Annotated in this window: 32 protein-coding genes; 20 read left to right on the top strand and 12 right to left on the bottom strand. The window is 58.8% G+C overall.

Translation table 11 applies throughout. The annotated features are described in order from the left end of the window. The 7 genes from HNQ65_RS13495 to HNQ65_RS13470 form a co-directional block, all read right to left on the bottom strand. A complete protein-coding gene (locus tag HNQ65_RS13495; protein WP_184340072.1) occupies positions 1-252 on the bottom strand; it encodes a hypothetical protein in 252 nt (83 codons plus the stop codon). 16 nt (positions 253-268) lie between these two features. Then, a complete protein-coding gene (locus HNQ65_RS13490; RefSeq protein WP_184340071.1) occupies positions 269-832 on the bottom strand; it encodes a hypothetical protein in 564 nt (187 codons plus the stop codon). A gap of 19 nt (positions 833-851) precedes the next feature. Next, positions 852-1,466, bottom strand: a complete 615-nt coding sequence (locus HNQ65_RS13485; protein WP_184340070.1) for a hypothetical protein — start codon at positions 1,464-1,466, stop codon at positions 852-854. Then, a complete protein-coding gene (locus HNQ65_RS26830) occupies positions 1,456-1,581 on the bottom strand; it encodes a hypothetical protein (protein WP_281382094.1) in 126 nt (41 codons plus the stop codon). The genes HNQ65_RS13485 and HNQ65_RS26830 overlap by 11 nt, the downstream gene beginning before the upstream one ends. Before the next feature lie 101 nt (positions 1,582-1,682). Beyond that, positions 1,683-2,456, bottom strand: a complete 774-nt coding sequence (locus tag HNQ65_RS13480; protein ID WP_184340069.1) for a hypothetical protein — start codon at positions 2,454-2,456, stop codon at positions 1,683-1,685. 252 nt (positions 2,457-2,708) lie between these two features. Continuing rightward, a complete protein-coding gene (locus HNQ65_RS13475) occupies positions 2,709-3,206 on the bottom strand; it encodes a DUF4339 domain-containing protein (protein ID WP_184340068.1) in 498 nt (165 codons plus the stop codon). Between the two features lie 2 nt (positions 3,207-3,208). Further along, the gene (locus tag HNQ65_RS13470) at positions 3,209-4,105 is read right to left on the bottom strand and encodes a S24 family peptidase (RefSeq protein ID WP_184340067.1); all 897 of its coding nucleotides are present in this window, start codon (positions 4,103-4,105) and stop codon (positions 3,209-3,211) included. Between the two features lie 68 nt (positions 4,106-4,173). On the opposite strand from HNQ65_RS13470, the gene HNQ65_RS13465 reads away from it, so the two are divergent. From HNQ65_RS13465 to HNQ65_RS13375, 19 genes are all read left to right on the top strand, one after another. Beyond that, entirely contained in the window at positions 4,174-4,359 is a 186-nt protein-coding gene (locus HNQ65_RS13465; protein WP_184340066.1) for a hypothetical protein, read from the top strand. Continuing rightward, complete coding sequence (locus tag HNQ65_RS13460) at positions 4,356-4,595, top strand: hypothetical protein (RefSeq protein WP_184340065.1); 240 nt, start codon at positions 4,356-4,358, stop codon at positions 4,593-4,595. Before HNQ65_RS13465 ends, HNQ65_RS13460 begins: the two co-directional genes overlap by 4 nt. Continuing rightward, positions 4,592-4,894 (top strand): hypothetical protein, encoded by a 303-nt coding sequence (locus tag HNQ65_RS13455; RefSeq protein WP_184340064.1) that lies wholly within the window; start codon positions 4,592-4,594, stop codon positions 4,892-4,894. The genes HNQ65_RS13460 and HNQ65_RS13455 overlap by 4 nt, the downstream gene beginning before the upstream one ends. Positions 4,895-4,919: 25 nt before the next feature. Continuing rightward, positions 4,920-5,696: a hypothetical protein gene (locus tag HNQ65_RS13450; RefSeq protein ID WP_184340063.1), complete on the top strand. Its 777-nt coding sequence runs from the start codon at positions 4,920-4,922 to the stop codon at positions 5,694-5,696. A gap of 26 nt (positions 5,697-5,722) precedes the next feature. Continuing rightward, positions 5,723-6,157 carry a hypothetical protein gene (locus HNQ65_RS13445; RefSeq protein WP_184340062.1) on the top strand — a complete coding sequence of 145 codons (435 nt, stop codon included), beginning with the start codon at positions 5,723-5,725 and terminating at the stop codon, positions 6,155-6,157. Positions 6,158-6,195: 38 nt separating this feature from the next. After that, complete coding sequence (locus tag HNQ65_RS13440; RefSeq protein ID WP_184340061.1) at positions 6,196-6,786, top strand: hypothetical protein; 591 nt, start codon at positions 6,196-6,198, stop codon at positions 6,784-6,786. 271 nt (positions 6,787-7,057) lie between these two features. After that, positions 7,058-7,300, top strand: coding sequence for a hypothetical protein (locus tag HNQ65_RS13435; RefSeq protein ID WP_184340060.1), 243 nt, complete (start codon positions 7,058-7,060; stop codon positions 7,298-7,300). Between the two features lie 26 nt (positions 7,301-7,326). Further along, a complete protein-coding gene (locus HNQ65_RS13430; protein ID WP_184340059.1) occupies positions 7,327-7,926 on the top strand; it encodes a hypothetical protein in 600 nt (199 codons plus the stop codon). 89 nt (positions 7,927-8,015) lie between these two features. Beyond that, positions 8,016-8,195 (top strand): hypothetical protein, encoded by a 180-nt coding sequence (locus HNQ65_RS13425; protein WP_184340058.1) that lies wholly within the window; start codon positions 8,016-8,018, stop codon positions 8,193-8,195. After that, positions 8,192-8,473, top strand: a complete 282-nt coding sequence (locus HNQ65_RS13420) for a hypothetical protein (protein ID WP_184340057.1) — start codon at positions 8,192-8,194, stop codon at positions 8,471-8,473. Before HNQ65_RS13425 ends, HNQ65_RS13420 begins: the two co-directional genes overlap by 4 nt. Then, a complete protein-coding gene (locus HNQ65_RS13415) occupies positions 8,470-8,871 on the top strand; it encodes a hypothetical protein (RefSeq protein WP_184340056.1) in 402 nt (133 codons plus the stop codon). Before HNQ65_RS13420 ends, HNQ65_RS13415 begins: the two co-directional genes overlap by 4 nt. Then, positions 8,868-9,569 (top strand): hypothetical protein, encoded by a 702-nt coding sequence (locus HNQ65_RS13410; protein WP_221306159.1) that lies wholly within the window; start codon positions 8,868-8,870, stop codon positions 9,567-9,569. The genes HNQ65_RS13415 and HNQ65_RS13410 overlap by 4 nt, the downstream gene beginning before the upstream one ends. A 2-nt stretch (positions 9,570-9,571) precedes the next feature. Beyond that, positions 9,572-9,745, top strand: coding sequence for a hypothetical protein (locus HNQ65_RS13405; RefSeq protein WP_184340054.1), 174 nt, complete (start codon positions 9,572-9,574; stop codon positions 9,743-9,745). Positions 9,746-9,756: 11 nt separating this feature from the next. After that, the gene (locus tag HNQ65_RS13400; protein WP_184340053.1) at positions 9,757-11,778 is read left to right on the top strand and encodes a hypothetical protein; all 2,022 of its coding nucleotides are present in this window, start codon (positions 9,757-9,759) and stop codon (positions 11,776-11,778) included. Continuing rightward, positions 11,753-12,748: an AAA family ATPase gene (locus HNQ65_RS13395; protein WP_184340052.1), complete on the top strand. Its 996-nt coding sequence runs from the start codon at positions 11,753-11,755 to the stop codon at positions 12,746-12,748. Before HNQ65_RS13400 ends, HNQ65_RS13395 begins: the two co-directional genes overlap by 26 nt. Beyond that, positions 12,745-13,119 (top strand): hypothetical protein, encoded by a 375-nt coding sequence (locus HNQ65_RS13390; protein WP_184340051.1) that lies wholly within the window; start codon positions 12,745-12,747, stop codon positions 13,117-13,119. The genes HNQ65_RS13395 and HNQ65_RS13390 overlap by 4 nt, the downstream gene beginning before the upstream one ends. 3 nt (positions 13,120-13,122) lie before the next feature. Beyond that, entirely contained in the window at positions 13,123-13,416 is a 294-nt protein-coding gene (locus tag HNQ65_RS13385) for a hypothetical protein (RefSeq protein WP_184340050.1), read from the top strand. A 435-nt stretch (positions 13,417-13,851) separates the two neighbouring features. Next, positions 13,852-14,079, top strand: coding sequence for a hypothetical protein (locus HNQ65_RS13380; RefSeq protein WP_184340049.1), 228 nt, complete (start codon positions 13,852-13,854; stop codon positions 14,077-14,079). 318 nt (positions 14,080-14,397) lie between these two features. Then, positions 14,398-14,889, top strand: coding sequence for a hypothetical protein (locus tag HNQ65_RS13375; RefSeq protein WP_184340048.1), 492 nt, complete (start codon positions 14,398-14,400; stop codon positions 14,887-14,889). A 3-nt stretch (positions 14,890-14,892) separates the two neighbouring features. Here HNQ65_RS13375 and HNQ65_RS13370 read toward each other — a convergent pair whose 3' ends face one another. From HNQ65_RS13370 to HNQ65_RS13350, 5 genes are all read right to left on the bottom strand, one after another. Then, a complete protein-coding gene (locus HNQ65_RS13370) occupies positions 14,893-15,693 on the bottom strand; it encodes a DNA adenine methylase (RefSeq protein ID WP_184340047.1) in 801 nt (266 codons plus the stop codon). A gap of 140 nt (positions 15,694-15,833) precedes the next feature. Next, on the bottom strand, positions 15,834-16,073 hold the full coding sequence (locus HNQ65_RS13365; protein WP_184340046.1) for a DUF2805 domain-containing protein: 240 nt from the start codon (positions 16,071-16,073) through the stop codon (positions 15,834-15,836). Further along, the gene (locus HNQ65_RS13360; RefSeq protein WP_221306158.1) at positions 16,070-17,137 is read right to left on the bottom strand and encodes an ADP-ribosylglycohydrolase family protein; all 1,068 of its coding nucleotides are present in this window, start codon (positions 17,135-17,137) and stop codon (positions 16,070-16,072) included. Before HNQ65_RS13360 ends, HNQ65_RS13365 begins: the two co-directional genes overlap by 4 nt. Continuing rightward, positions 17,092-17,955, bottom strand: coding sequence for a hypothetical protein (locus HNQ65_RS13355; protein WP_184340045.1), 864 nt, complete (start codon positions 17,953-17,955; stop codon positions 17,092-17,094). The genes HNQ65_RS13360 and HNQ65_RS13355 overlap by 46 nt, the downstream gene beginning before the upstream one ends. Before the next feature lie 158 nt (positions 17,956-18,113). Beyond that, a complete protein-coding gene (locus HNQ65_RS13350; protein WP_184340044.1) occupies positions 18,114-19,097 on the bottom strand; it encodes an NAD(P)/FAD-dependent oxidoreductase in 984 nt (327 codons plus the stop codon). A 451-nt stretch (positions 19,098-19,548) separates the two neighbouring features. On the opposite strand from HNQ65_RS13350, the gene HNQ65_RS26825 reads away from it, so the two are divergent. Beyond that, entirely contained in the window at positions 19,549-19,857 is a 309-nt protein-coding gene (locus tag HNQ65_RS26825; RefSeq protein WP_184340043.1) for an OB-fold nucleic acid binding domain-containing protein, read from the top strand. Positions 19,858-19,864 lie beyond the last annotated feature (7 nt).

Below are 19,864 nucleotides of genomic sequence, written 5' to 3'. Positions count from 1 at the left end.
TCACAGGCGCTGCTTGGCCGCGAAGGCCTCGCCTTTCTCATCGAGCTGATAATAGGGATCGGCGTCATCCAGCTCGTTCGGAGACTCGATGATGTAGCCTTTGGCGCTGAGATTGGAGAGCGCGTCATCCACCACGGCTTTGAGAGGACGGGGGCGCACGCGCACGTCCACCTGAGCGCGTAGCACACTCAACAGCAGCGGATGCCCCACGGCTTCACGCAGGATGCGGATGATTTCGATTTGCAGGTTCATGGTCGGAGGGATGAGATTAGTTTTTGGCCTTGCTCTTCATGAGATCGTCAAAGCGTTGATGGAGCCGGGAGACGTTGTCATTGAGCGTCCGCTCCAGACTGGCGAGACGCGTTTCGTGGCCCGCCAGCGATGCCTTGTGACCGGCCACGGATTCACTGACAGGATTAAGCCGATCATGCAGACCTTTAACCTCGTTGATCATGAGCTGGGTGAACCTCTTCTCCATGTCATGCACGGCCTGCATTAGTCGCCCTTCGCGCTCTGCACCCGCCTTGGCCACGGAGGCCAGCTCCTCGCTGGTGTGCTGAGCCTGGCGCACGCTCTCGCGGTTCATCGCGTTCAAGGTGTTCTCAAGCTTGTCCAACTCTGACTGAGTCTCCTCTTTGCGTGCATACTCAGTGCGTTTCTTCACCTCCAAAGGCTGAGCCACGTTCAGCGGCTCATCCTTGGTGCCTTTGGCTGCGGTGCCTTTGCGGTAGGCCAGCAAGCCCGTGATCACAAAGCCCACCATGATCATGAAGTACTTCACGAAGTCAGCAGGCACAGAGGAGATATCGGTAGAGGAGGCGAGTGTGATCATGAGCGCGTTAGAAAGAGGGTTAGGCCCACCGCCATTCGGCATCGACAAGAGCAGGCGGCTTGATGCCGTAGAGGAGGCAGGCGGCGGGATTGAGATCAATGCGGCCCCGCTCGCTGATGCGATCACCTACCTTGATCTCTTGGGTCTTGCCTTTGATCCGCACCAGCACCGGCCTGCGAGCCGCCGCATGCACACTGCCCCAGCGCGATATCATGTAGTCCGCATGCACAGCGACGAATGGCGTGAGGGTCTGCGCGGTAACGTCGCCGAACTGACCAATGCCATTGTCTCCGACGCGGGAGCAGGCGATATCAGACTTGCCTGTTTGCTTGCAGGCTTTGAAGCGTGCCACATCGACAGGATCGGCAAAGGTAGAGGCCTTGCCCTTCACCCAGGCCGTTGTGCAGGCCTCACAAGCCGACACAAGAGCATTGAGTGCATTCTGAGACTGCACCCCCCACCAGCCATCCACTGTGACACCGAGGATCTTCTGGATCTTCTTTTTCACCGCCGCAGAGGCTTTGATGAGCGCCTCCTGATCCGTGGGGCTCCACGTTGCGTCATCAGGCACGCCGAGCAGTGCCTGGATGCCTGCGACGATTTGATAGTTCATGGCCATGGGTTCAGCGGGCATAGCGGTTATTGAGTTCATCCACGGCCCGGTCTTCCACCGCATCCCCACGCCACCAATGATAGTAGGCGCATGAAGAGCATGAGATCAGGCAGGCGGCAGCGAAGAGGAATTTCATGGAGTCCTTTCATCCGAGATCCCCCCGCCATGGCCGCATGTGGCAGCATGCTTTCCTATGGCCATGGCAGGGGTTGCGCGGCGTGGGGTGGGTTAATAAATTCATGAGGCAGGCAGCACGCTTGCAGGCGCTTTGCCGGAGGGCTGCACCGGCACCGCTGGCGGCTGCACGGCACTTTGCACGATGGCGCTGGCCTGCTGGATGATCACCGCATCTCCGGGCTGGAGCTTGCCGGTCTGCACCGCCGCCTTGAGGCCCAGCTCTTCGAGCTTGAAAACCTTGCTCACAGTGGAGTCGCTCGGATCGGTGACGACCGCGATGCCCTGCTTCACATTCACCACCTGGCCGGGGCTGATCTTGCCTTTGGCCGCTGCCACATCCAGCCCCAGCTCAGCGAGAGAGACAGTGGCACGCCCGGCGGGAGAGGCCAGCCAGGTCAGCACATTGGCGCAGGAACTAAGCATGAGCACCGATCCCAGAGCCATGGCCTTGAGCGCCGTGGCCACTTCCAGCGGCGTCTGATGCGCGATCTGCTGATGCACGCCATAGCGTGATGCGATCGCATTGATCACGGCCACAGACAGCGCAGCTGGATCATTGGCATCCACTGCATAGTAGGTGCTCGCGAAGGTGATGAGCTGGCTGACAAAAGAACCCAGCGCTGTACGCAGCACCTCCTGGCGCTTCAGCGTCAGCATGGATGGATCAAGATGCAGCAGCTTCGCCACCCATGACCAGACGCACACCGCGCCAAGGATGAGCAGCCCGAGGAGCAGGCTGTGAGAGTTGGGCAAGGTCTCAATGCCATGCGCCGAGATGTAGGCAGCCAGCGCCACAAAGAGATGACGCAGCAGAAGGTTGAGGGATGAGATCATGATCGTGGTGGGGATAAGGATGGAAGCGAGAACTCCAGCCGCCATGCCCCGCCAGAGTGCGCGGCACATCAGCCACCTGGACCGATGTGCCGCACGTCCCCGACCAGGAACACACGGCTTCGTGCACCGCCATTGAGCCACACCCACCCACCATCAGCACCCCGCCTTACCCGCCTTTACCGCACCACACCGGCACAAAAAAGCCGCGCATCTCTGCGCGGCTTTTATCAGGCATCAGACTTTGTGGCTCACTCACTGCATCTTGCGCGGTGCAGTGACGGAAATAAGCCAAAGCATCAGAGCCGTTGCGCCTGCACTAACCGCAAACCACAGGCCGTAAACCCCAACGATAGCCGCCGCCACTAGACCAACTCCCATAGCGATGAATGCAAAGAGGATCGCAAGGTTTTGCAGCCATTCCACCACCACCTCAACCGTGAAGGGGGTAACAGGTGGCACCACTTCAACCGCCTCTTTTTTCTCCGGCTCAGCAGCTGGCTCAGAATCTGACGCGTTTGCTTTTTCTTCATGATGCCGCCTCACAGACATCGCGGCTTCACAGAGCGGCCGATTTTCCAGCTCTGAGTAATCCTGGATCGGCTTCCACTCATCGCTGCCTTCTTTGGCAGCGAGAGTGGCCGTTGTCACCCTCCCACGTTGCAGCATGAGCTTGATGACTGCCGTGGTGTAGGGGCCGATGCTTTGGCTGTTTTGCCAGATGAAAAATTGGAGTGATTTGGACGGCGTCATACTCACATGTCTTTTGTAATTTTAGCCACAGGATAGATCCATGCAAAGTCACCACGGTGAAACTGCATCGGTGGATAGGCCCCATGGTTGTAGGAGCTGAGGGTGATCGTGTCGCCATTGGCTTGGTACACCTTCACCAGTACATCACCACCCTTGTCTTCATTCAGCCTGGCCAGCACCACCTTGCCATTCTTGGGCTGCTGGCTGGGATAGATCAAGGCCACATCTCCAGGCTCTATCCTTGGCATCATGCTGTCACCCGCAAGAGTCACCGCAAATGCCTTGGGATCTTCAGGATTGAACGCCAGAAAACCCTGATGCGTGTAACCTCCATCATCCCAAGCCATATTGGGGCCGCACTGCGCCATGGCCAGCAGCGGCACATACTTGGCCGTCATGCCAGGCGGCAGATGAATGTCTGGCACAGCTCCAAAAGTGCCGACTACAGCGCCGCGTTCGATGGGATGATCTGAACCGCTCATGAGTTCTGATACGTCTAGATCGAGAATTTCTGCTGCTTTGCGTGCCATTTTCTCCCCCATCTGGCTCCGCCCCTCTTCAATGTCGATGTAGGTTCCGACCTGACTATATCCCATGCGCTTTGCCATTTGAGCTGGTGTGTACCCCTTAGCTTCGCGTGCATGCCGGAGCTTTCCACGAGCACCCGTCACATACGATGCCACCTCTTCAGTCGTATGGCCTGCCTGATGCCGCTCTGCCCATTCGCGCTCAATCTTCTCAAAGAGGCCAACCAGCATTGGGGATGGCTCCTCTCCTTTTTCAAGCTGGCTCATCCAGCTTCTACCGATGTGCAGTAACTCTGCAAATGCGGACTGACTGAGCTTCATTTCTCTGCGTAACAACAGCACTCTGTCGGCAAATGTTAATTTTCTGGTCATTTTTATGTTGAAATGTTTAGTGAGTGTGCAATTATCATTTGTGCATAGCGACTGCTTACTCAGTAAACATGAAGCCACAACCTCAAAATTTTAAAACCCTCGTCAAAAAGCGCCTCATCGACCTAGGCATGACCACAACCGGCTTAGCTCGCCGCATCGGCAAAGAGCGCAACACGGTGAGCATTGCCATCAATCACGAGTCGATGTTCCACCCGACCAAAGACCTCATCCGAAAGGAGCTCGGCCTGTCATGAATATCGCGATCCGTCGCATTCGCATTCATGCCTTGGTTGAGGCCGTGCTGCCCCACTTGGCAGACATGCCTCCAATGAAGCGCGCTGATGTCTATGAGGGCATTGCGGAAGCTACCCGCGACACCTCACCGGCTCTGCATGCCAACGCTCAACGGATCGCCTCACAGCTTCGCGACGCTGATCTAGCCCAGATGCAATTCCTCAATCTTTGCAATGAAGAAAGGAGGGAAGCATGAGCCGCCTCAAGTCCATTGATCCTGAGATCACCGTTGATCAACTCAACGAGTTACGACGCGAACTGTTCAACAGTCACCCTGTGCGGCTGGCACTGGCGGCTTCCATCATTGCCAAGATCGCCTCATCAGATGTGGTCGTCTCCTTTTGGGCACCGTCACTCGTCTGCACTGACCGCGACCACCGCGTCCTCAGCACCGCCTTCACGCTCATGATCAATGAAGGTTGGCAGTTCCAATGCCTCACACCCGCTGCGCCGACACGTCCCGCATCCACCATACCCACACTTCGCGCCGCCTGATTTCCCACCCCGACCACCCACCGCCATGAAGCTCACCGTTGATCAGATGTTCCTGCTGCAAGAGGCCTGCACGCTGCGTGCAGAGCAGCTGCTGGAGCGCTCCCATCTTGCCGCCACTGCCAAGGATGGCACCAGCGCCGACTACTGGAAGCAGGAAGCCGCCGCCGCGCATCAGCTCTCCCTGCTCTTCAAGGACGCCATCAAGGTGGAGATCACCACCGCAGCCCTTGAGCCTGCTACTCCAGCCAGTCAGGAGGTGGCACGGGCCGCGCTGCAACGTTCCCAGGCCCGGCTTGAAGCGCAGCTGCAACCACTCCGTCAACGTGCAGCGGCCAAACATCCACTAGCAGCCAGTCAAGAGCCTGCTACTCCAGCCAAGGAGGCACATCCGCAGATAGGCCAGGCACAGGCAGCTTGCCCGCCATCTGCAGCAGCAGCACATCCAGCGCCTTTGGCAGAGAGCCCTGAGGCTCAGGAAGGCGATGCAGCGCGGCATTCCCTGCATAAGCAAGTGCAGCACGCGCTCGCTGAAGGAGACCCCAACGGATCTCTGGAGGGATGGTCTGCTGAAGATCAGGCCCAAGCTTCTTCCGAATCCACAGATCAATCTGCGCCTCTATCCCAGCCGTCACTGGCACCGCAGCGGGGGCCTGCATCCCTGCCTCAGTCTGGCAGCAGCATAGTATCAGCCTCCGCAAAAAGTCAGCAGTCTCAGCCCAGGTCGTCTTCGCATTCATCAGTCCACCCTGCCGAGCCCTGCGGTGACATCAACTGCGACGGCTGCTGCCGCGCTGCCGCCTGAGCCCACCCCATCCACACGCCACCGCCATGAATGCCACCATTGAACGACTGATGGAGATGCCCCGGGAGATGGGCATCGCTCAGGCTGCCTATGTGCTGGGGCGCAGTGAGGACCACATCGCCCGGGCCATCGCAGCAGGCCGCATTGAGGCCCAGGCCGATGAAGGCCGGGGCAGCGGCGCGAAGCGGCGCAACATCACCATCACACGTGAATCGCTGCTCATCTACATCGTGCGCAGCACCACGGGGGACAAGCTCACCCTCATGCGCAGCATCAAGCAGCGCATGCCCGCCAATCTCGTGGCCCTGGCGCAGCTCGTCGCAGCACCACAGCCGCTTTCAGATGCCACCGCCGCGCCTGCACCGCAGACCCAGCGCCGCCCGCGCAACATCATTCCCCATCCGGCTCTCGCTGATCACCCGGAGTTCGATTTCGCGTCCCGCCTCAAAACGGGCGCTTAACCCCAGACCAAACACAGACACCACCCCACACACACGCCATGCACCCGACCCAGCACAGCACCCATACGGCCCGCCGCGCTCCACGCGCCGCCGTGCAGATCCACACCGGCACCATCAGCTGCACCGCAGATGATGTGCTGGACTCCATCGCCCGCCTCGCCAGCAATCAGGCCACAGTCTATGTCCTGATCGCCCACGTCCGCGTGGATCTCGGGCTCACTGACGATGACCTGCCCTGGCTGCAAGAGACACTCAAGCAGCTGGATGAACAGGACCAGATCCGCCTCAGCCCCTATGAGAAGCCGCAGGATCTGGCCCTCTACATCGCGCCCTGGTGTGTGCGCAATGCCAGCGGCATCCCCTGCCACGAGGTCGCGCTGAACGCCGACGCTCCGCCGCGCCACCGCATCGCCCCGCTGATGCGCAAGCACGCGCCCACGCTGCCGCTCTACCCCAAGGCCCAGGAGCGCAGCACGCTCAACCCCATGGTGCGCGCTGTGCGTCAAACGCAGCTCGTCGCCGCGATTGCCAACGACCTGCAAAACATGGGCCGCGCCAGTGCACGCCTGCCTCTCAACCAGCGCCTGGCCAAGCTCTTCACCACCACTCAAACCGGGAGGGCTGCGTAAGTATGACATCACCATCCACACTTATCTGCTTACTCACAGACGCAGAAATAGAGACCATCAATAAAGCGATGATCGACAACATGGAATGCCGCCTTGTGAGACATTCCACGGCAACTGTGATGATCTATGAGCCACTCAAAACCACGAGTGAAGGCTGCACCATCAAGCTTTGTGTCAACCGCACCATCAATGATGCCTGGAAGCTCGCTGAAGCACTCTGGGCAGCCACTAACGAGCCCGGATCATAACCGCCAATCTCACCCATTTTGCCATGAGCCCTCTCCACTACACCGTCCTCAGCGCCTCCTTGGCGCTGCATCTCATCGCGCTGGCGTTCCTCATCCGCCATCTGCGCGCCGAGCGCCGCCGCAGGCTCCCCGGCCTCATCGGCTCCCATCCGCGCCTCACAGAGACGCTGTATCAGCGCCTCAGCCACCGCCAGCCGCAGACCGACTGGCTCAACCCGAACGTCATGCGCCGCAAGGTGCGCGCCTGGCTCAACCGCAACCGCTAATCCCCAACCCCCACACGACTCATCCCATGCAAGACATCACCCCAAATCCCACGCCCCGCGAACGCGCCTCCCAGCTCATCAATGATTACGCCCGCAAACGTGCTGCGCTGATCGCTGTCACCTCTCAGACGCAGGCCGAGATTACGGCGCTGACTGCTGCGCTCAACAAAGTCGCCTCGCCTTACCAGCTGGAGCTTGATCAGCTCGAAGCCGAGGCCAAGCAGCTGGCTTTGGAACATGGCGACGACATCTTCGCCGACGCCCGCACGCTGATCGAGAACGGTTACTGCCTCGGCATCCGCGAAACCAGCGCCGTGCAGGTGGAGGACGAAGAGGTAGCCATCCAGATGCTTCAGCGCGATGTCAAAGTCGCCGAGACCAACAAGGCCACAGAAACAGCCCTGGCATGCAATGCCTGCCTCCGCGTCCATGTGGAGCTTGACCGCGAATACATCGCCCGCCACTACGACGAGGCCCCGGCCTGGTTTGATCAATACGGCATTAAGATGGTGGACAAAGTCAGCGCCAGCCTCAAGCCCGCCCCCAAGCCCCGCGCCAAAAAATCCACTGCAAAGCTTGCCACCAAAGAGGCCGCTGAACTTGCCAGCATGAAGGAGGCCGCATGAGCAATAAACCCGAGCATGCGACTGACTGCCCCGGATGCCCAAGAGGGTGGGTTGTGGGAGCCTTGCTGTGCCCCCTATGCGCCCAGCGCGTGAACACAGCGCATCCAGATCTCTATGACCGCTGGCTGACAGCACGCGGAGAAAAAGACAGGTTTCACCAATCCCCTGAACGCATCGCCACAGAGGCCTATCTGCGCGGCTTCATTGTCGGCACCGCCAAGGCCACCTGGAAACCTTTCTCAAAAGCGAAAGGAGTTCGTAAGGCGTGAACATCAACGATCTGCTCACCTTCGCGCCGCATGGCCGTGACCGTGAAACACTCCCCTGTTTCCCGATCAGCATCGTGGGCAAGCCCATCGAGTGCTCCGACCAGAGCGGCACGATGCGCCTGCTGCCAGGGGATCGCGTGCGCCTTGAAGAGATCCGCAATGACCACGCCCTCGTCTCGCATGTCTCGCTGAAAGGTGGCGTGCTTCTCACCAGCCTGTCTCAGCTCCAGCCCATCGCCGTGGCCAGAGACACCACCCATGATGATGACGCCCTATGAGTGCTGAGGCCACCAAGCTCCGCTCCGAGATCGCCGAGGCCGAGAAGCGCCTCGCTGCACTCGAAAGCCGCCCCGGCCTCACGCCTGTCATTCGGCATCAGATCGAAAAAGCTAAAGAGGGGCTGCGAGACATGCGCATCAAGCTGGCAGGCATGGAGCCACGCAGCACGCCACCATGCCACATCTGCGGCGGCAAGGTGCCTGCTGGCTGGCTGGTGTGCGAGGCTTGTACCCGTGAGGTGCCTGCACGCCTCATGATGATCTGGAAGAGCGCCAGCCACTACCACCACGCCGCCGCCGCCAACAAACAACCCACCATCCAGCTCGCCGAGCGCGAGCGCCTCGCCGCCGAGGCCATCTACAGCCATCTCCGCCAACACAGCTCCGCCATTCTATGAGCAAGAAAACGCCATCCCTTTCCACCCCATCCACAGCCCAAGATGACGCCCTCATGGGACGCCAGCTCACCGAGCAATACAAGCTCGCTACAAGCGGCATGCAGCAGGTCGTCATCTTCGGTGCCATGATGATGCGGCTTCGTGAGCTGCACCCCGAAATGACCCAGCGCGGCGGAGATCGGAAATCAAAGTCCAACGTGGACAATGATCGCCTGACTCTTGCCAAATGGCTCGAAAAATACGCCCCAGAAGTGAAGCGCCCCACCGCTCTGCGCTTCCTCCATGTCACCGAGGCCATCTGCGAGGACTACGCGCAGATCGTCGGGGCCAAGACCGCCAAGCTCATCTCCCTCCCCGACCTCGTCACCACACCAGCCAAGCAGCTGCCCAAAGGCTGCGAAGAGAAGCAGCTCAGCCTCTTTGAGTACATCAACGGCACCAGCCAGAAGAGCTGGCTGGACCGCTTCAGCCCTGAGAGTCCGCAGAAGCGTGGCAGCTCTAGCCGTGGCAATGACAAGCCCCGCGCTAAAACAGCAGCAGAGCTGAAACAGGACGCCGCCAACGAGCTGACCATTTTGCTTAACACCTTCGATGCCTGGTTTGTCGCTGGACACCACACACGCATTGACCCGGATCTGCGCACCACCGCCGACGCCGCCCTCGAAGCAGCCAGGAAGAAACTTCAATCCGTGAAGTAATCATGAGCACTCCCAAAAAAGGCCAGACCTGGATCAATGAAGGTAAGCGCGTGAAGATCACGCGAACGACACGCCATCAAGTTTGGTTTGACTGTGCTGATGGTGGCAAGGGCTGGGCCATGATCCGCTGGTTCCAGGAGAATTTCTGCCAGGTCAAACGCGCTCCTCAAAAGTGATTGCCACCACCATGTCATCTCTTGCCCTCCAGACTTCAGACCACGACGCCATCGGCCAGCTACCGGCCAAATGGCGCGTGCTCTTCAACACGCGCCATCTGACTCTGACGCAGTTTCACAACGGTCAGATCACGAAGCTTGAGGCCATGGATAGGCTGCATGTCAGCCGTGCCACCTTTGATCGTCTCTTGGCGCGTGTGGCAGAGCTTGGCTGGGCTGGATTGGTGCCTCAATACAAGGGCGTCGGCCTGGCAGCTGATAACGGACTGCCCGCTGAGTTCATCAGCTTCTGGAAGCGTTTGGTAGAGAGCTACCAGCGAAAAACCGCCCCGGCCTACAGGCACCTGGTCAGGATCTGGCGCGCCCATCAGCCGTTTGAGCTTCAGGACGAAAAATTCACCCATGTGCCCGGCTATGCAGGCTGGCCAGGCTGGCCCAATCTGCCCGCAGGATGGGGAGGGAAGGGACGCAACCTCTACAGGCATCTGCCAAAGAAGCTGGAGCTGACCGCGCTCCGCCAGGGCCTCGGCGCTGCGCAGGCCCGCTTTGCGCCCAAGGTGCTGAGCACACGCGTCGGTCTCTGGCACATGAGCCATGTGGTGATGGACGATGTGAAGCTCGACTTTAAAGCTCACCTGGTCGATTCCAGCAAGCTCGTGGTGCCGATGCAGCTTGGCGCTCTGGATCTGCTGAGCGGTTCCCGCTTTGCCTATGGCATGAAGCCCCAGCTCTACCGCGCTGATGGTACCAAGGCCGGGATCAATGAAGGGGACATGCGTTTTCTCCTCGCCAATATCCTGACCACCCACGGAATCAGCCAGCGCGGCACCACCTTTGTCATTGAGCACGGCACCGCCGCCATTCGCGGCCCCGTTCGTGACATCCTCACGCGGGCCTTTGGTGACCTGGTACAGTTCAGTGACTCCGGCTTCCGTGGCAAGATTCAGGCGCTGGCAGGCATGACAGATGGGCGCGGCGGCGGTGGCAATCCGAACCATAAAGCCGCCCTGGAAAGCCTGCATAATCTCATTCACAACGAGCTTGCCGCGCTGCCAGCCCAGACCGGCCACGACCGCACCGAGCCCGAATGGCTGGGCGTCATTGAGCGCGCTGATGAGCGCCTCTTGGCACTCGCCCGCCGCCTGCCTCCTGAAGTCATGAAGATGCTGCGATTCCGCACCTTTGAATGGCACTCGCAGCTGGTGCCAATGGTCGCAGCCGTGCTGGACGCGATCAACAAGCGCGATGATCACGACCTGGAAGGATGGGCCGAGCTGGGATTCATCACCCGGCAGTATCGCCTCATGCCCACCAGCTCCGAATGGTGGACCGAATCTCAGCTCATGGAGCTGGCACCGGCCTCCCGCCAGGCCATCCTTGCCCAGGCCGATGCCGACCAGCGCTGCTGGATGCCGCGCCGCCTCAGCCCGCATGAGGTGTTTGAGATGGGCCGTGCCAAGCAGAGCGAGCTGATCAAAGCCCCTGATTCAGTAGTAGCAGAGATCCTTTACTCTGACCTGGCTCAGCCCCGCCGCCTCGGAGACGACGGCATGTTTGAGTTTGAGGACAAGGAGATCGCCCCCGGTGTGCTCACCTTTGAAGGCCGCGTGCTCTGCCCCAATGGCCGCGAGCAGGAGCTGCAATGGGGCGAGACCTACGAGGTCGTCATCAATCCCTTCAATCCCCGCGTGCTCTGGGTGTATTCCGGCACACGCCAGCGCGGCGCATTCCTCGGCATCGCAAAGGCCGTGAAGCGCCACAGCAGGGCTGATGCAGAAGCCGCGAAAGAAGCCTTTAAACGCAGCAATCAGCGCCTTGCCGAGGCCCTCGCTGAAACACGAGACCGCAACTCCCACATCACCCGCCGCGAAACGCAGCGCAACGCGCACAACCGCCGCGTCATCACCGCCCACACCCAGGCCCAGCAGGACTTCACCCGCCGTGCCACGGCCCTGGTGAACGCCTCCACATCCATTCCCGCCCAGGAAACTCAAACCACACACGACCATGAAAACACAGAGCCCGACTGGTAAAGAGGCCGCGCCCAGCGCCGCCACTGCCACCCGCAATGAACAGCTCGCAGCGCGTCTTTTCGCGCTGCAAACACGCCTCAGCCTGTCTGATGACAAGCTGGGCCGCAAACTCGGCTACCAGGCCACCTATGTGAGCCGCTATCGCGGCTACGCCGAGGGTAAATGGCAGGGCAACCTGCAAAACTTTGAAGACGCGATCGCCAATTTCCTCCTGAAGGAAGAGCTGATGCAGGGCGATGACATGCAGCTGGCCGAAGAAGGCTTCTGTGTGAAGTCCGTTTTTGAATACCTCGACTTCATCCACCAGAATCGCCACATCGGCGTCGGCTATGGCCCTGCTGGCAAAGGCAAGACCTGCGCAGCCAAGCTTTACGCCTCCAAGAATCCCACCTGCGTGTACCTGCACATCTGGGACTGGACCACGGGGCGCGACAAGCTCATCAGCGAACTCTGCACCATCGCCCGCGTGCGTTGTGCCAAAGGCGAAAGCAAGGCCGAGGCCCTGGTGCGCACCTTTCGCGATTCCGACCGCCTCATCATCATCGACAATGCCCAGCGTCTGACATCGCGTTCCCGCAAGTTCATCATGGACTTCTTCGACGCCACGCGCACACCCATTGCCCTCTTTGGCAATCCTGAAATCGTGCGCCTCTTTGAGGCCAATGACCAGCACGCCAGCCGCCTGGGCCGCTGCATTGATGTCACCGATGCCGGAGGCGAGGCCCGCTCCGATGTGGACAAGGCCAGCGTGCTGACCCTGCTCAAGGCCTACATGCCTGAAGCCGCCAATGACAAAGGCGCACAGAGCCAGGCTCTGGAGATCCTCCGCGCCAAAGACGGCGGAGCCAGCCGCGCCGTGAAGATGACTCTCAAGCTAGCCGAACGCATCAGCAAAACCGCCACGTCCATCTCTGCCACCGACGCCATCCGGCTGGCCAAGACCCAACTCATTCACCAGGAGGCCGCATGATGAAACTCGCCGGAGCTTATATTGAAGACGATCAGCACCAAAAGCTGTGCGACTTGGCCAAGTCCAAAAATATGACACTGGCAGGTTTTTGCCGTAGACTTTTTGCGGCGGCTTTGGCTGAAGCTGATTCACCTATTCTTGAGCACCCTTCATACGTGCCTGACACCGGTGGCTGCAAAAGCGACTGCGGCCACTCTGAAGAAGAGCATATCGCCTTCGACATGGGACTTTATGACGGTGAACAGGGCAACGAAAAACACCTGCCCCAGCTCATCACCGCCTACACGCCTCGCTGTGTTCTTTTGCTGGAAGCCTGGCACACAGGACACTCTGTCGGAGTAATCAACCGTTCAAAGAGGGAGGGCGCGTAAGCCATGAGCCGCTACTGCACCATTCAGATCAACGGCAAACTGATCCGCATCCGGGTGGATAAAGACGGCGTTCAGCGCCTTCCACGCCTCCGCGCTCTCGACATGCTCTTCTACTGCGGGGCTCTTGATCTCAACAAGCTTGCCACCGCCGTCAAAAGCGAAGGCACCTGCACTGTTGAAACCCGCCGCTGGGTCTATCAGCACCTCGGCTTTTCCGTCTCGGCATACGCCGATGTCTTTCCCCAGGACACCATCATCAACCCTCTCTGGAGCAAATCAAACAAGCCCAAGCCATGAAGTCTCCAAACACCCCATGCCCGCACTGCGGCGACAAATCCCTGATGCCATTCTGTGACTGCCCCATGTCCCAGGACGAACGAGACGGCGCACATTCTACCCATACCATCCAATCATGCGGAGATCCTATTGTTGACCAGGTCAGAGCCAAAATGCTCAGCGGCCCAGATCCAGATGCTGAAGCTGTGGCTGTTGCCCAAAAACTCGCCTAACGCTCCAAAGCTGGGCAGCTCAAATACGGCACCAAGCTCACGCGCACAGACCTGAATCAGCTCGCCTGGCTGATCCACGCCCAGGAAGAAGCCATGGACCTGGCCAATTATCTAGAGGTTCTTATCCAGCGCGCATTGCCTTGGTGCACGAGCTTTGATGAAATGCAGGTGCAGGCTTTGCCATGGCCTGCGAGTTGGAGATGCTCATTCAGAAATGCAGGCCATGAAACAGCCCGAGAGCCATCACTTCCACAACGGCAAAGCGGCCCGCGCTGCTGGCAAACCCTGCCACATCTCCGACGCCCGCATGTCCCACCAGTCACGCACCGAATGGTACGCAGGCTGGAACTATCAGGATGCCGCCATGCGTCCCGCTCCGACTGCTGAAGAGCTGTACCAAAACGAAGGATTCTTCTCTGAACTCAAAGCTTCACTGCGAAAGGCCCCTTGAAATCTACTCAGCCCCCCTCAGACTCACCATGATGAACCAGCCATTTCCATGCGCCAAATGTGGCAAGCTCTCCCGTGAGAGGTATTGCACCGACTGCAGCATGGTCCCCGTCAAGACTTCGGTGTCCATCACCTATGGAGATCTAACTATCCCCTTGGTTCCAGGCTCCAAGATTCATGTGCAGATCACCCAAAAAAAAGTTAGTCTTCACCCATCATTTGTGTGGCGTCACTCGCACCTAAGAACCGGGAATGCAGCTGGCTAAATAACACTTTTCCCACCCACGATGACCTACGATCCACGCACCCGCACTGTTCAATGAGCCCCTCGCAGCGCAAAACCTATTTCGGCACTCTCTGGCCCGATGTATGCCGAGCCCAGGGCTGGAATGTGAAGGACGAAGAGCGCCGCCGCGATGTCACCTTTGCGGCCACCGGCCAGGAGAGCACCAGCAAGCTGAATCAGGATCAAATCACCCTCCTGTGGATCAAGCTCAAATGGCTGGCCGATCCCGCCAACTTTGACAAGGCCTATGCCGACGCCAACCCCGAGATCGCCCTGGCCGAGCACAAGCGCCAGAACGTCATCTGGCGCATTGAGAAGGCTGCCCAGGCCAAGGGCTTGAATGAGGCCTATCTCACCAAAGTCGCGGAGTACAAAGTCGCTCGCCACCGCGTCAAATCCTGGCGCGATTTCCCGCTTCACGAGCTGGTCAATTTCAGCAAGACCATTGCCGCCCGCAAAAAGCATGCAGCCCCTGTGCAGGATAGCTGCACAGAGGCTGCAAAGGACGATAATATTCCGTTCTGATCGCTACGCGGCCAGGAGCTTCCTAGAGGCTGTCTGGCTGCGTTTGATGCGTCTTCGGATGATCACTTCACCAAAGGTCGCATCGGGCCTTATGCGCCGGTTTCCAGCTCCAGAAGGCGTCTCCACGGCCTGGATCTCATGCCCCTTGAAAAGGGCGCGGTTTTCCGGTGCATCGTTCACCGTCACAATCCAGTCCCCTTGCAGGCCGGACACGACACCGGCAAAAGCTGCCATTTCCTCGTGGTTCCAGACCGCGTACATGCCTGTATCCCCAGCGGTATAGGGCGGATCAAAGAACCAGAGCGTGCCTGGGCTGTCGTAGTTCTTCACCAGGCGCTCATACGAGAGGTTTTCCACGGCTACCTTGTCCAGGCGGGCGTTGAAGTCCCGTAGCTTCTCTAGCACCGCAGCCCGGCTGGGCTGGGCATGCTTCCGGCACACCGCAAAAGAGGTGCCGCTGCCGCCAAAGCTCAACCGGTTCCGCAGCAGATACCGGGCGGCCTGCTGGAGCCCTGTCAGACCAGGCTGCTCAATCAAGGCCTCCAGCTCCGCCCGGGCATTGAGCGTGAACTCAACCTCCTGGATCAAGGCGTCCAGGTGATACTGCGCGTGCCGGTAGAGGTTGACCAGCTCGCCGTTGATGTCGTTGATGACTTCTACCTTTGACGGCTCCTTGGCGAGGGTGAGAGCGGCTCCCCCGGCAAAAGCCTCTACAAAGATGGTGTGGGGCCTCAGGAGGGGTAGCAGGTGCGAGAGCAGCCTGGTTTTTCCGCCAGGCCAGCGGATGATGGGTTTGGTATTCATACCCCCCTACTCATACACAGCTCGCTTGCCACCGTTACAAGGCCGTGCAATGTGCCTGTAAGACACCTACAGGCCACTTTCCAGTTGATCGTCCAATGCGCAAACCGCTGTCAAAACGCCTCTTTCAGCCCCAGGACTGCTCAAACCTGCCCTGGGCCGTTAGAATGCCCTGGAACCCTTGATTTTCGGGCCTTTCCGGCGATTTCCGCCCTTTTCCGGCTCTGCTCAAACCCTCTGTCAGATTGCGCTCGGCGCATGAGGTCGATCACCTGACTTTCCACCAAGCCGGTCCGCTCTCGGATCTCTTCAAAACTCGTGCGGTCCTCCCATGCGAGGCGGACGACGAAAGAGGCTTGTTCACTGCTGAGGTGGGTCTTCATGCACGAGTGACGATGGTTTCGATCTGCCATTGGAGGCGGGTGGCATCGTCGATGCCATCAATGTACCTTTGAGGCATCTTTGAAATGCCCACAGCTCCGCCAATTAAAGTGCCTATCACCGCTCCACGATGGCAGTTGTCACCACCCACATTCGCATTGGCGGTGATGCCTTTTTCAAAGTTATCGGCATATTTCCATGCCAGATACAATGATGCGGGGAATGCTTCAGCAATGTAGCAAGCCGGGCTGACACGTCTGCCGATCACGACCTCGTCGGGATCTTTGGACCATTCCAGTGCTTTGCGTTGAGAGAACCAAGCGCTGCCATGGTTGAGTATGGCTTCACGCAGGGGGGTGCCAATGAGCAGGTCACAAGCCATCCTCGCCAGGGCGTCCGCTGCTGCTAGCACCTCAGGAGATTGGTGTGTCAGGCTGACGTGCTCACGAACGGCTTTACGTGTGGCCTCCAGGTCGCCCCGGAAATAGGCGCTCAACACACCGACATGGGCCAGGCCGCCGATGTGGATGTCTGTGCCAGCGCATTTTCGCGGTGCAGTGCCACGCGCATAGGCGGTGAAGAATTTGCGATGACACTCCTCGACGTAAGTGTCCCGATGCTTCCCGGGCGTGAGCATGAAGTCGATGTAGCGCGTAAGGTAGTCATCCGCATCGTAGCCGCCGCTGTGAATCAGGGAGTCCATCAAGACCTTGGCAAGCTGGAGGTTCAGTGTGTTTTCACCGGCCCGCAGGAATTGGTGATAGTGGATGCCACGTTGTCCCCAATACCGCGCTTGATCATGCAGAATGTTCCCGCGCTCGTTGATCGGGGTGTATTCAGAGCGCCAGAGAATGCTGCCAGGATGCGGAGACTTGGGGGCCGTGTAGTCGCGGATGGTGCCGTAGTCATGGTGCAAAGCGGAGCGGTCGTAATACCAATGCACAGGCATTGATATGGCATCACCGATGAAACCGCCCATGGCGAGGCCGGTGAGTGATTCCGCAGCCTTTTCCATGATGATCAATGCGTGATGACTGCGCTCGGCTTGGCGGCCTTGCGGGTCCATTCGACGAGTTTTAAATCACGAGAGGTCAGACCACGATTGCTATCCAGGCCGCGCAGATTCCAATGATGGGCGTGCAGCTTGAATGGGCTGCGGATTCGCTCATCAAAGTCGGTTGGCCAAAGGACACCGTCTATTTTCTTGAAATCACGAAACGTCACATCCACCTCCGCTCCACGGGTGCTGTCCAAGCCGTTGAGTGTGAGGCGCACCCTGCGCAGCAGCTTGCTGCTGCGGTCGATGTGGAGGATCACGCGGTCCTCTTCTGACATGCCCAAACCTGGGCGCAGAATGGCCAGCACCTCATCACACAGAGCCTGATCTACATAGGATTCACCATTCATGGCTAAGACTGTGCCGCTTTGCTGAAAGTAAAATGGGCCAAGCAAAAAGAGTGCGTAGGCATCCGCCACGAGCGCTGCGGCCTGCCCGGTCTCGTCGTCATCAGTGGGCCTGCCATTGTATGCAATGGCGATTTGACCGGGCGAACGCAGCACTTTCTTCACCCCTCCCGGTCCGGTGTGAGATTGCGCGATGATTCTGGGGGAGAGTATCATCCTCTCCTCCGACCCACCACGGAACTTTGAGTCCACTAGCACAGGCTGAAAGCGTGGCCCGATGGAAGCCCACTTGCCTTCATAACGAACACTCAGATCCTTGATACGATCAAAGGCGAATCTTCCATGAGCCTCCTGCGAGGCTGCCACAAGGGCGAGTGCTTCAGGTTCGGAGGTGTTGATGGCACGGGGGCAGATCTGCTTTGAAGCGCAGGAGCTGATGAGCCCCATTAGAAAGATGAGCAGCAGAGTTTTTTGTTTCATGGCATTGGATGTGGGGAAATTGCCATCGTCTTTACGGACGGCGTCACCAGTGTGGACGATGTTAAGCAAAACTTGTCAGAATGGCAGGTCGGGTGGATGCGCCTCGCCAGCTCCGATAGCTGATGCCAAAAGAGTGAAGCATCATGGCCCGCAGTTCCTCAACTCGGCAGGTTGGCGAGCACAATCTCTGCTGCGGCCATTCCCGAGAGCGCCGCACCTTCCACGCGCGGCCCTGCAAAGGCGTCTCCTGCCATCACAAGGGGCGGAGATGCCTGTAACAGGGCGCAGGGATGCATGTCGACTTGAATGGGCTTGCTGTAGCGCCAGCCGTGGACCTGGTAGCTCAGCACCTCGGCGCCCAGCCACGGTTCGGCGGCATCAAGGAGCAGCCGCCCGACCTCCATGCGATCCTCATCCCAGTGCTGGAGACTGAATTCATGATTGGCATGAATCGTGACCGCTGGCTCCGTGGAGATGCCTTTGAGCTGATTGTCGGCGATCCATGAAACCGGTCCTCCAGCTGGCGCAATTCCACCTGGAGGAGGAATTGACGAAAGGCCTTTGAGCACGGCCATGACGGCCAGGCAGCGTTCGTATTGAATGTCTTCAAGACGTTTTTGCATCTCAGGGTCAAGGGCGATTTCACCCGCTGTCAGGAGCCCAAGAGACTGTGGCACCGGTGGCGTGAGCAGCACTGCCCTTGAGGAGTAAATCTCTCCAGTGCTGGTCTCAGCAGAGTAGCAGTCGCCGGTGTTCCTTACCGCTACGACCTGCTTTTCCATCCGTGCTTCCAAGCCCTGTGCCAAATACTTGGCGACAGCCGTCATGGCTGGCTGGCCGCGCCAGCGCGTGTGCCCGTCAGCTGCCGTGGAGAAGCCTTGGCACCATTCCCTTATCATGCCCGCATCCTTGCCCTGTTTGAGGATCTCTTCAAAACGGGCATCTCGGGCGGTGATGAACTGCGCCCCATGATCAAAGGAGGCAGCACCGATGCGACGAGTGGCCAGCCTGCCACCAAGACCGCGTCCTTTATCCAGCAAAACCACGCTGCGGCCAGCGTTTCTTATCTCACGTGCTGCGATTAGGCCTGCAACACCTGTGCCAATGATCAGCACATCAATGATAGGTTCATGAGTCGGCATGGAGATTTTGACAAATTATTAGGTGAATATGGAACTCGATAGTCGCGAGGATATGGAAAAGCCCTTCTTCGAACGCGAGCAGGCCAGCTAGTGAATGAACACTGAGTGGCTGGACATCCGCGAAACTGTGCGAGCTAAAGACTGATTTCAAAAGGCTAACTTGGGTGACTGACTGGCTGTGGAGATGCAATTTACGCCTGAGGCTTGAAAACAGACTTTTGGAACATCTAAACCGAAGTCTTTGCCCCGATTTCAGCAACCCTGCCTTTACCCAGATGTCAATTCATCGTTTGCCGACCGAGTCTACCGACATGTCTTCGAGCAGAGCACTTTTAGTGCTCATGTTGGAATGTTGGCATTGATGATGTGCCAAAACTTAATGCATAAAAAGCCCATACCACACGTTCCCACCACGCGCCCTACACTCCGAACCGCAAGCCCCTTTCCACATGTGGACTGGCGCACCTACTGCCCGATTTCCGAGCTTCACCACTACAAGAACCAGCGCGTGACTATCTGCGGCCTCATCATCGTCAGCCGCTCCCACCTTCAGCAGGACGGCCAGCCGATGAAGTTCATATCCATCTGTGACCGCACCGGCATCGTGGAATGCGAAATCTTTGCTGCCGCTTACCGCGCTCATGGCCTGGCTACCGTGCGGCATCCTGTGGTGCAGGTGACTGGCGATGTGAAGCCCTTCGATAACGGCCAGGGCTTTACGCTGGATGTGTGGAGGGTGGCGGGGCCGCGTGTGTTGTAAGCTCTAA

The organism is Prosthecobacter vanneervenii (assembly GCF_014203095.1).
Classification (GTDB): Bacteria; Verrucomicrobiota; Verrucomicrobiia; order Verrucomicrobiales; family Verrucomicrobiaceae; genus Prosthecobacter; species Prosthecobacter vanneervenii.
The sequence above is the reverse complement of the archived record's forward strand: the minus strand, read 5'-3'. Positions and strand labels throughout refer to the sequence as shown.

Excerpts from the sequence above, each read along its gene's own strand:
- HNQ65_RS13395 (WP_184340052.1), top strand. The coding sequence starts at position 11,753 with ATGAAAACACAGAGCCCGACTGGTAAAGAGGCCGCGCCCAGCGCCGCC.
- HNQ65_RS13390 (WP_184340051.1), top strand. The coding sequence starts at position 12,745 with ATGATGAAACTCGCCGGAGCTTATATTGAAGACGATCAGCACCAAAAG.
- HNQ65_RS26830 (WP_281382094.1), bottom strand. The coding sequence starts at position 1,581 with ATGAAATTCCTCTTCGCTGCCGCCTGCCTGATCTCATGCTCTTCATGC.
- HNQ65_RS13400 (WP_184340053.1), top strand. The coding sequence starts at position 9,757 with ATGTCATCTCTTGCCCTCCAGACTTCAGACCACGACGCCATCGGCCAG.
- HNQ65_RS13465 (WP_184340066.1), top strand. The coding sequence starts at position 4,174 with ATGAAGCCACAACCTCAAAATTTTAAAACCCTCGTCAAAAAGCGCCTC.
- HNQ65_RS13375 (WP_184340048.1), top strand. The coding sequence starts at position 14,398 with ATGAGCCCCTCGCAGCGCAAAACCTATTTCGGCACTCTCTGGCCCGAT.
- HNQ65_RS13410 (WP_221306159.1), top strand. The coding sequence starts at position 8,868 with ATGAGCAAGAAAACGCCATCCCTTTCCACCCCATCCACAGCCCAAGAT.
- HNQ65_RS13450 (WP_184340063.1), top strand. The coding sequence starts at position 4,920 with ATGAAGCTCACCGTTGATCAGATGTTCCTGCTGCAAGAGGCCTGCACG.
- HNQ65_RS13365 (WP_184340046.1), bottom strand. The coding sequence starts at position 16,073 with ATGAAGACCCACCTCAGCAGTGAACAAGCCTCTTTCGTCGTCCGCCTC.
- HNQ65_RS13440 (WP_184340061.1), top strand. The coding sequence starts at position 6,196 with ATGCACCCGACCCAGCACAGCACCCATACGGCCCGCCGCGCTCCACGC.
- HNQ65_RS13480 (WP_184340069.1), bottom strand. The coding sequence starts at position 2,456 with ATGATCTCATCCCTCAACCTTCTGCTGCGTCATCTCTTTGTGGCGCTG.
- HNQ65_RS13455 (WP_184340064.1), top strand. The coding sequence starts at position 4,592 with ATGAGCCGCCTCAAGTCCATTGATCCTGAGATCACCGTTGATCAACTC.
- HNQ65_RS13360 (WP_221306158.1), bottom strand. The coding sequence starts at position 17,137 with ATGGACCCGCAAGGCCGCCAAGCCGAGCGCAGTCATCACGCATTGATC.
- HNQ65_RS13380 (WP_184340049.1), top strand. The coding sequence starts at position 13,852 with ATGAAACAGCCCGAGAGCCATCACTTCCACAACGGCAAAGCGGCCCGC.
- HNQ65_RS13475 (WP_184340068.1), bottom strand. The coding sequence starts at position 3,206 with ATGACGCCGTCCAAATCACTCCAATTTTTCATCTGGCAAAACAGCCAA.
- HNQ65_RS13355 (WP_184340045.1), bottom strand. The coding sequence starts at position 17,955 with ATGAAACAAAAAACTCTGCTGCTCATCTTTCTAATGGGGCTCATCAGC.
- HNQ65_RS13490 (WP_184340071.1), bottom strand. The coding sequence starts at position 832 with ATGATCACACTCGCCTCCTCTACCGATATCTCCTCTGTGCCTGCTGAC.
- HNQ65_RS13350 (WP_184340044.1), bottom strand. The coding sequence starts at position 19,097 with ATGCCGACTCATGAACCTATCATTGATGTGCTGATCATTGGCACAGGT.
- HNQ65_RS13495 (WP_184340072.1), bottom strand. The coding sequence starts at position 252 with ATGAACCTGCAAATCGAAATCATCCGCATCCTGCGTGAAGCCGTGGGG.
- HNQ65_RS13405 (WP_184340054.1), top strand. The coding sequence starts at position 9,572 with ATGAGCACTCCCAAAAAAGGCCAGACCTGGATCAATGAAGGTAAGCGC.
- HNQ65_RS13385 (WP_184340050.1), top strand. The coding sequence starts at position 13,123 with ATGAGCCGCTACTGCACCATTCAGATCAACGGCAAACTGATCCGCATC.
- HNQ65_RS13370 (WP_184340047.1), bottom strand. The coding sequence starts at position 15,693 with ATGAATACCAAACCCATCATCCGCTGGCCTGGCGGAAAAACCAGGCTG.
- HNQ65_RS13415 (WP_184340056.1), top strand. The coding sequence starts at position 8,470 with ATGAGTGCTGAGGCCACCAAGCTCCGCTCCGAGATCGCCGAGGCCGAG.
- HNQ65_RS13430 (WP_184340059.1), top strand. The coding sequence starts at position 7,327 with ATGCAAGACATCACCCCAAATCCCACGCCCCGCGAACGCGCCTCCCAG.
- HNQ65_RS13445 (WP_184340062.1), top strand. The coding sequence starts at position 5,723 with ATGAATGCCACCATTGAACGACTGATGGAGATGCCCCGGGAGATGGGC.
- HNQ65_RS13460 (WP_184340065.1), top strand. The coding sequence starts at position 4,356 with ATGAATATCGCGATCCGTCGCATTCGCATTCATGCCTTGGTTGAGGCC.
- HNQ65_RS13485 (WP_184340070.1), bottom strand. The coding sequence starts at position 1,466 with ATGCCCGCTGAACCCATGGCCATGAACTATCAAATCGTCGCAGGCATC.
- HNQ65_RS13470 (WP_184340067.1), bottom strand. The coding sequence starts at position 4,105 with ATGACCAGAAAATTAACATTTGCCGACAGAGTGCTGTTGTTACGCAGA.
- HNQ65_RS13435 (WP_184340060.1), top strand. The coding sequence starts at position 7,058 with ATGAGCCCTCTCCACTACACCGTCCTCAGCGCCTCCTTGGCGCTGCAT.